This is a genomic window from Flexivirga sp. YIM B11880, from assembly GCF_058148645.1.
This window is the reverse complement of record NZ_JBMAMH010000030.1, coordinates 1-7,294: the sequence shown is the minus strand read 5'-3', so window position 1 is coordinate 7,294 and position 7,294 is coordinate 1. Positions and strand designations below refer to the sequence as shown.

Annotated in this window: 6 protein-coding genes; all 6 read right to left on the bottom strand. The window is 69.4% G+C overall.

Annotated features, from left to right (window positions below; genetic code table 11):
• Positions 1-208: 208 nt before the first annotated feature.
• Entirely contained in the window at positions 209-1,204 is a 996-nt protein-coding gene (gap, locus tag ACN8HC_RS19645; RefSeq protein ID WP_490076531.1) for a type I glyceraldehyde-3-phosphate dehydrogenase, read from the bottom strand.
• 193 nt (positions 1,205-1,397) lie between these two features.
• Positions 1,398-2,378, bottom strand: a complete 981-nt coding sequence (gene whiA / locus ACN8HC_RS19640; RefSeq protein WP_490076530.1) for a DNA-binding protein WhiA — start codon at positions 2,376-2,378, stop codon at positions 1,398-1,400.
• Between the two features lie 153 nt (positions 2,379-2,531).
• A complete protein-coding gene (locus tag ACN8HC_RS19635; protein WP_490076529.1) occupies positions 2,532-3,476 on the bottom strand; it encodes a gluconeogenesis factor YvcK family protein in 945 nt (314 codons plus the stop codon).
• A gap of 2 nt (positions 3,477-3,478) precedes the next feature.
• A complete protein-coding gene (gene rapZ / locus ACN8HC_RS19630; protein ID WP_490076528.1) occupies positions 3,479-4,378 on the bottom strand; it encodes an RNase adapter RapZ in 900 nt (299 codons plus the stop codon).
• Entirely contained in the window at positions 4,375-6,393 is a 2,019-nt protein-coding gene (gene uvrC / locus ACN8HC_RS19625; protein WP_490076527.1) for an excinuclease ABC subunit UvrC, read from the bottom strand. The genes rapZ and uvrC overlap by 4 nt, the downstream gene beginning before the upstream one ends.
• A gap of 477 nt (positions 6,394-6,870) precedes the next feature.
• The coding region (locus tag ACN8HC_RS19620; RefSeq protein WP_490076526.1) for a Rieske (2Fe-2S) protein at positions 6,871-7,294 on the bottom strand (424 nt) is incomplete at its 5' end.

The following is a 7,294-nucleotide window of genomic DNA, read 5'->3' as shown; positions in this document are numbered from 1 at the left end:
AAGCGACGATTCGTCCCTCATCGTCGCTTCAGATCCGATATCATCTGCCGTCCTTCGGCCGGACCGACCGGCGTCGTTCAGCGGGACGTTGAGGTCACTGCGGACCAGCACCGTCTTGCCGGTCAGGTTGCCCAGGTCGTCGATCGTTCGCATGAGTTGTCGCTCTCCTCGAGGCGTCGGTGTCGGACGGCAGCAGCCGGCGGCCGGCTCAGAGGCCCTGGCCGACGAGCTGCACGAGGTCGACCAGCCGGTTGCTGTAGCCCCACTCGTTGTCGTACCAGCCGACGACCTTCACCTGGTTGCCGATCACCTTGGTCAGACCGGAGTCGAAGATGCACGACGCCGGGTCGGTCACGATGTCGGACGAGACGATCGGGTCCTCGGTGTAGCGCAGGATGCGGCCGTCGGCGGCCTTCTCGATCGCGGCGTTGACCTCCTCGACGGTGGTCTCGCGACCGGCCTCGAAGGTCAGGTCGGTGGCCGAACCGGTCGGGGTCGGCACGCGGAGGGCGTAGCCGTCCAGCTTGCCCTTCAGCTCCGGCAGCACCAGGCCGATCGCCTTGGCCGCACCGGTCGACGTCGGGACGATGTTGAGCGCGGCGGCGCGGGCGCGCCGGGCGTCCTTGTGCGGGCCGTCCTGCAGGTTCTGGTCCTGGGTGTAGGCGTGGATGGTCGTCATCAGGCCCTTGACGATGCCGAACTCGTCGTTGAGTGCCTTGGCCATCGGGCCGAGGCAGTTGGTCGTGCAGGACGCGTTGGAGATGATCCTGTGCTTCGCCGGGTCGTAGGCGTCGTCGTTGACGCCCATCACGATCGTGATGTCCTCGTTCTTGGCCGGCGCGGAGATGATGACCTTCTTGGCACCGTTGTCCACGTGCACCTTGGCCTTGGTCGCGTCGGTGAAGATGCCGGTGGACTCCACGACGACGTCGGCGCCCAGCTCACCCCAGGGCAGGTTGGCCGGGTCGCGCTCGGCGAACGCCTTGAACGTCTTGCCGCCCGCGGTGATGTCGGTCTCGGTCGCGGAGACCTCACCCGGGAAGCGGCCCAGGATCGAGTCGTACTTCAGCAGGTGCGCCAGCGACGCGTTGTCGGTCAGGTCGTTGACACCGACGATCTCGATGTCGGCACCGGACGCGACGACGGCCCGGAAGAAGTTGCGGCCGATGCGGCCGAAGCCATTGATTCCCACGCGGACGGTCACGGGCGACTCATCCCTTTCTGTCTGTCAGGGTTACGGGGTCAAGAGGGTTGCGCAGCGTATGCCACGGGCCGCGCCACACAGCATCGACCCTATGGGATGACCCGGGAGTAAGGCGCACCACCTCGCGCGAGCGTCCAGCAGCCGGACGTGGTGAGCGTCATACGCCCGGGTGGTCCGGAGGGTGGTCCCAAAGTCAGCCGTCGAGCAGGTCGCCGGAGAACGCCGCCTCCGTGCCCGGTATGCCGAGCTCCGCCGCGCGCTTGTCGGCCATCGCGAGCAGCCGCCGGATCCGGCCGGCGACCGCGTCCTTGGTCATCGGCGGGTCGGCCTTCTGGCCGAGCTCCTCCAGGCTGGACTCCTTGTGGGTGAGCCGCAGCCGGCCGGCCTCCGCCAGATGGTCGGGCACTTCGTCGCCGAGGATCTCCAGGGCGCGTTCGACCCGGGTGCCGGCCTGGACCGCTGCCTCGACCGAGCGGCGCAGGTTGGCGTCGTCGAAGTTGGCGAGCCGGTTGGCGGTCGCCCGCACCTCACGACGCATCCGGCGTTCCTCCCACGCCATGAACGCGTCGGTCGCCCCGAGGCGGGTGAGCATGACACCGATCGCGTCGCCGTCGCGGATGACGACCCGGTCCACTCCGCGCACGTCGCGAGCCTTGGACTGCACGCCCAGCCGGCGGGCTGCACCGACGAGCGCGAGCGCCGCTTCCTGACCAGGACAGGTGATCTCGAGCGAGGAGGACCGCCCGGGCTCGGTCAGCGAGCCGTGTGCCAGGAACGCCCCGCGCCAGGCCGCCTCCGAGTCGCAGACCGACCCGTTGACCACCCGTGGCGGGAGCCCGCGCACCGGCCGGCCGCGGTGGTCGATGAGACCCGTCTGCCGGGCGAGCGCCTCGCCGTCCTGTGCCACCCGCACGATGTAGCGGCTGCCGCGACGCAGTCCGCCGCCACTCATCACCAGCACCTGCGGTGTCTGGCCGTAGAGATCGGCGATCGCCTGCCGCAGCCGACGGGCCGCCGACGCGGTGTCGAGCTCGGCCTCGATGACGATCCGGCCGCCGATGATGTGCAGTCCGCCCGCGAACCGGAGCATCGCGGAGATCTCCGCCTTGCGGCAACACGTCTTGGTGACGACATACCTGCTGAGTTCGTCCTTGACGGCTGCGGTCATCGACATCTGGCTTCGGTTCCTCGGAGGGTGGTTGGCGGCTTGTTCTGTTGTCCCCCGCGACGTGCTGCCCGGAGCTCGTCGAGGAGTGTCGGCAGGAGCTGCGGGCGGAGAACTTCGTGAGGCTTGCTCATGCTACGACTCGGTAAACACCGGCGGGGATCACTCCACCACATCACGATAGGCCGCCGCCAACCGGAGGGTGTCGTGCTCACCCGGCCGGTCCGAGTCCGCGACGTCGGCGAAAACCACTTCAGCTCCTAAGGATTCGGCTGTGCTGCGCAGTTGTACACCGTGATCGGTCACCACCGACGGGTCGGCGAGCACCACGTCGAGATGCAATTCGGGAGCATGCGCCGCCAGCACCTCCAGATGGTCGGACGCGCTGAACCCGCTGGTCTCGCCGGTGTTCATCACCATGTTGAGCGTGAGCATCCGCTTGGCCGTGGTGTGCACGAGTGCTTCGCGCAGGTCGGGCACCAGCAGGTGGGGCATCACCGAGGTGAACCACGAGCCGGGCCCGAGGATCACCCAGTCGGCGTCATAGACCGCCTCCACCGCCTCCTGGCAGGCCAGCGGCGGGTCCGGATGGATCCGCACGCCGAGCACCCGTCCGGGCGTCGTGGCGACCTCGACCTGTCCCCGGATCTCGGTGACGGATTCCGGCTCCTCCGGATCGGCACCCAGCACGCTCGCCTCGATCCGCAACGGTTCGGCGGCCATCGGCAGCACTCGCCCGCGGGCGCCGAGCAGGCGGCCCACCAGGTCGAGCCCGGCGATCGGGTCGCCGAGCAGGTCCCACAGTGAGGCGATGATCAGGTTGCCGAGCGCGTGGCCGCCGAGCGGTCCCTCGCCGGCGAAGCGATGCTGCAGCGCGTCGGCCCACTGCAACCCCCACTCGGAGTTGTCGCAGAGCGCGGCCAGCGCCATCCGCAGGTCACCGGGCGGCAGGATGTCGAACTCCTCCCGCAGCCGGCCGCTGGAGCCGCCGTCGTCGGCGACGGTGACGATGGCGGTGATCTTGTCGGTGACGAGCTGCAGCGCCTGCAAGGAGGCGAACAGGCCGTGACCGCCGCCGAGCGCGGCGATGGCCGGGCGTCGCGGCATGCCTACTCCCGCCCCAGGTCGCGGTGCACCACCAGGGATTTGACGTCGCGCGAGTTGAGCCGGTCGGCCAGTGCCTCGGCCATCGCGACGGACCGGTGTTTGCCGCCGGTGCAGCCGACGGCGAGGGTGACGTAGCTGCGTCCCTCGCGCAGATATCCGGCGGTCATCGGCTCGAGCAGGCTGAGCGTGCGGTCGAGGAACTCCCGGGCGCCCGGCTGCGCGAGCACGTAGTCGGCGACGATCGACTCCTTGCCCGTGTGCGGCCGAAGCTGAGGATTCCAGAACGGGTTGGGCAGGAAGCGCATGTCGAAGACGAGATCGGCGTCGAGCGGTATGCCGTACTTGAACCCGAACGACATGACGGCGATCCGCAGTGCCGGGCCGTCGTCGCCACCGACGAACTCGCGCACCTTGCTGCTCAGCTGATGGACGTTGAGTCCGCTGGTGTCGATGAGGATGTCGGAGGTCGCGCGCAGGTCGCGCAGCGCCTCGCGTTCGGCCTGGATTCCGTCGAGCAACCGCCCGTCACCCTGCAACGGGTGCGGCCGGCGCACCGACTCGAAGCGCCGGACCAGCGCCTCGTCGGTCGCGTCCATGAAGATCACCGTGGGACGCCATCCCTCGTCGCGCAGGTGGTCCAGGCCCTGCCGGAAGTCGGTGAAGAACTCCCGCGACCGGACGTCGACGACGGCGGCCAGCCGCGGCATGTTGTCGTGCGTGCCGCTGCTCTGCTTGGCGAGCAGATCGGCCATGGCGACCAGCAGCTGGGGCGGCAGGTTGTCGATGACGTACCACCCGCGGTCCTCGAGCACGTTGGCGGCGGTGGTGCGCCCGGCGCCGCTCATGCCCGTGACGACGATGAGCTCCGGAGCCCCTGCCTCCGACTCCTCCGAGGTGGTCATCGGGTGGTCTCCTTGTCGTCCAGGATTTCCCCGGTGGTCAGGTTGACCGCCGGCACGGTGTCGTCATCCTCTCGCAGGTGTGAGTGCACCGTAGCGGCGAGACCGGGGCCAATGCCCTTGACGGCGGCGATCTCGTCGACACCGGCGGCCCGGAGCTTCTTGACCGAGCCGAACTCCTTCAGCAGCGCCTTGCGACGCACCGCCCCGAGGCCGGGTATGTCGTCCAGCGCCGACCGGGTCATCGCCTTCGATCGGCGCTGTCGGTGGAAGGTGATCGCGAACCGGTGCGCCTCGTCGCGGACCCGCTGCAGCAGGTAGAGGCCGTCGCTCGTGCGCGGCAGGATGACCGGGAAGTCGTCGTCCGGCAACCAGACCTCTTCCAGCCGTTTGGCCAGACCCACCACGGCCACGTCGTCGATGCCGAGCGCGGTCAGCGCCCGCGACGCCGCATCGACCTGCGGCTTGCCGCCATCGACCACGACCAGCTGTGGCGGATAGGCGAATCGCCGGGGCTTGCCCGTGGTTTCATCGATCGGCCCCCTGCCGGCGCCATCCTCGTCGCTGTCGTCCAGCTCGATGTCGCCCGCCTTGTCCCGGTCGTCCAGGTAGTAGCGGAAGCGGCGGGTGAGGATCTCGTCCATGGCGGCGGTGTCGTCGACCCGGACGGAGCCGTCCGGCTGCGGGGTGCCGCGCACGATGAACCGGCGATATTCGCCCTTGCGCGGCAACCCGTCCTCGAAGACGACCATCGACGCCACGACGTTGGTGCCCTGCACGTGGCTGACGTCGAAGCACTCGATACGCAGCGGCGCCTGGTCCAGCTCCAGCGCGTCCTGCAGGTCCTGCAGCGCCTGGCCACGCGCGGTGAGGTCGCCGGCACGAGCCACCTTGTGCCGCGCCAGCCCCTGGGTCGCGTTGCGATTGACCGTCTCCATCAGGGTGTGCTTGTCGCCGCGCCGGGGCACCCGCAGGTCCACCCGGGCACCGCGGATCTCGGTGAGCAACTCGGCCATGGCCTCCGGCTCGGGCGGCAGCGCCGGCACCAGCACCTCACGTGGAATGCCCTCGGGCGACTCCCCGCCATACACCTGTCCGAGGAGGCGTTCGACGACGTCCGCGAGACCGAGATCGCCCTCGCTCTGCTTGTCGACGACCCAGCCGCGCTGCCCGCGGATGCGTCCGCCGCGCACGTGGAAGACCTGGACCGCGGCTTCCAGCTCGTCGTCGGCGATGCCGAAGACATCCGCGTCGGTCGCATCGGGCAGGACGACCGCGGACCGCTCCAGCGCCTTCTCCAGCGCCACCAGGTCGTCGCGGCGCCGCGCGGCGGTCTCGAAGTCGAGCTCCGCACTGGCGGCTCGCATCTCGCGTTCGAGCCGCTTGACGAACCGGCCGGTGTTGCCGGCCATGAAGTCGCAGAACTCCTCGGCGATCTCCCGGTGCTCCTCCGCGGTGACGCGGCCGACGCACGGCGCCGAACACTTGTCGATGTAGCCGAGCAGGCATGGGCGGCCGACCTGTCCGGCACGCTTGAAGACACCGCTGCTGCAGGTGCGCAGCGGGAAGACGCGCAGCAGCTGGTCGAGCGTCTCGCGGATCGCCCAGGCGTGCGCGTAGGGACCGAAGTAGCGGGTGCCCTTGCGCTTGGTGCCCCGCATCACCTGCGCGCGCGGGAACTCGTCGCCCATCGTGACCGCGAGGTAGGGGTAGGACTTGTCGTCGCGGTACTTGACGTTGAACCGCGGGTCGAACTCCTTGATCCAGGAGTATTCGAGCTGCAGTGCCTCGACCTCGTTGCGGACCACCGTCCACTCGACGCTCGCGCCGGTCGTGACCATCGTGCGGGTGCGCGGGTGCAGCGCCGCGATGTCCTGGAAGTATGACGACAGCCGGCTGCGCAGCGATTTGGCCTTGCCGACGTAGATGACGCGACCGTCCTTGTCGCGGAACTTGTAGACGCCCGGGTCGACCGGGATCTCCCCGGGCTTCGGACGGTATGACGAAGGATCGGCCACGACTCCACTCTATGAAGTGGCGCGGACAGGGTCGCACCTCGCCATACCTCGCGCACAACCCGCGACCGTCGCGACCTACGTGCAGGTACGGCGCTCGCCGCGCGCAACCCGCGACCGTCGCGACTTACGTGCAGGTTTCACGCTTTTGGCGCGCGCAAACCCGCGACCGTCGCGACTTACGTGCAGGTGTCACGCCCGCCGCCCGCACAACCCGCGACCGTCGCGACCTACGTGCAGGTACGGCGCTCGCCGCGCGCAACCCGCGACCGTCGCGACTTACGTGCAGGTTTCACGCTTTTGGCGCGCGCAAACCCGCGACCGTCGCGACTTACGTGCAGGTGTCACGCCCGCCGCCCGCACAACCCGCGACCGTCGCGACCTACGTGCAGGTGTCACGCCCGCCGCCCGCACAACCCGCGACCGTCGCGACTTACGCGCAGGTACGCCGCCCGCCGCACACCCAAAGTCAGTGGCGTGTCAGGAGACGATGACCTGGGACCCCTTCACCGTGGCGGACTTCTTCGCCAGCGGCTGGCTCGCTGGGCCCTGCACGACCGAGCCGTCCTTGATGCTGAACACACTGCCGTGGCAGGGGCAGATGATGTTCTGCCCGCTGATCTGGCTGACGGCGCATCCCTGATGAGTGCAGATGTTGCTGAACGCCTTGAAGTCACCGCTGGTCGGCTGGGTGATCACCGCACTCAGATCGGCGTCGATGACGCCACTGCCGACCGGGACCTTCGACGTGGCGATGCCGCGCGACGCGATGCCCCCGGCACCGGCCGCGGTCGATGAACCCCCGGCGGCGCTCGACGAACCACCGGCCGCGGCCCCGTTGCCCCCGCCGGAGCTGCCGGATCCGCAGGCGGCCAGCGCCGCGGCCGCCGCGAGCCCACCGCCC

Excerpts from the sequence above, each read along its gene's own strand:
- whiA (WP_490076530.1), bottom strand. The coding sequence starts at position 2,378 with ATGTCGATGACCGCAGCCGTCAAGGACGAACTCAGCAGGTATGTCGTC.
- ACN8HC_RS19635 (WP_490076529.1), bottom strand. The coding sequence starts at position 3,476 with ATGCCGCGACGCCCGGCCATCGCCGCGCTCGGCGGCGGTCACGGCCTG.
- rapZ (WP_490076528.1), bottom strand. The coding sequence starts at position 4,378 with ATGACCACCTCGGAGGAGTCGGAGGCAGGGGCTCCGGAGCTCATCGTC.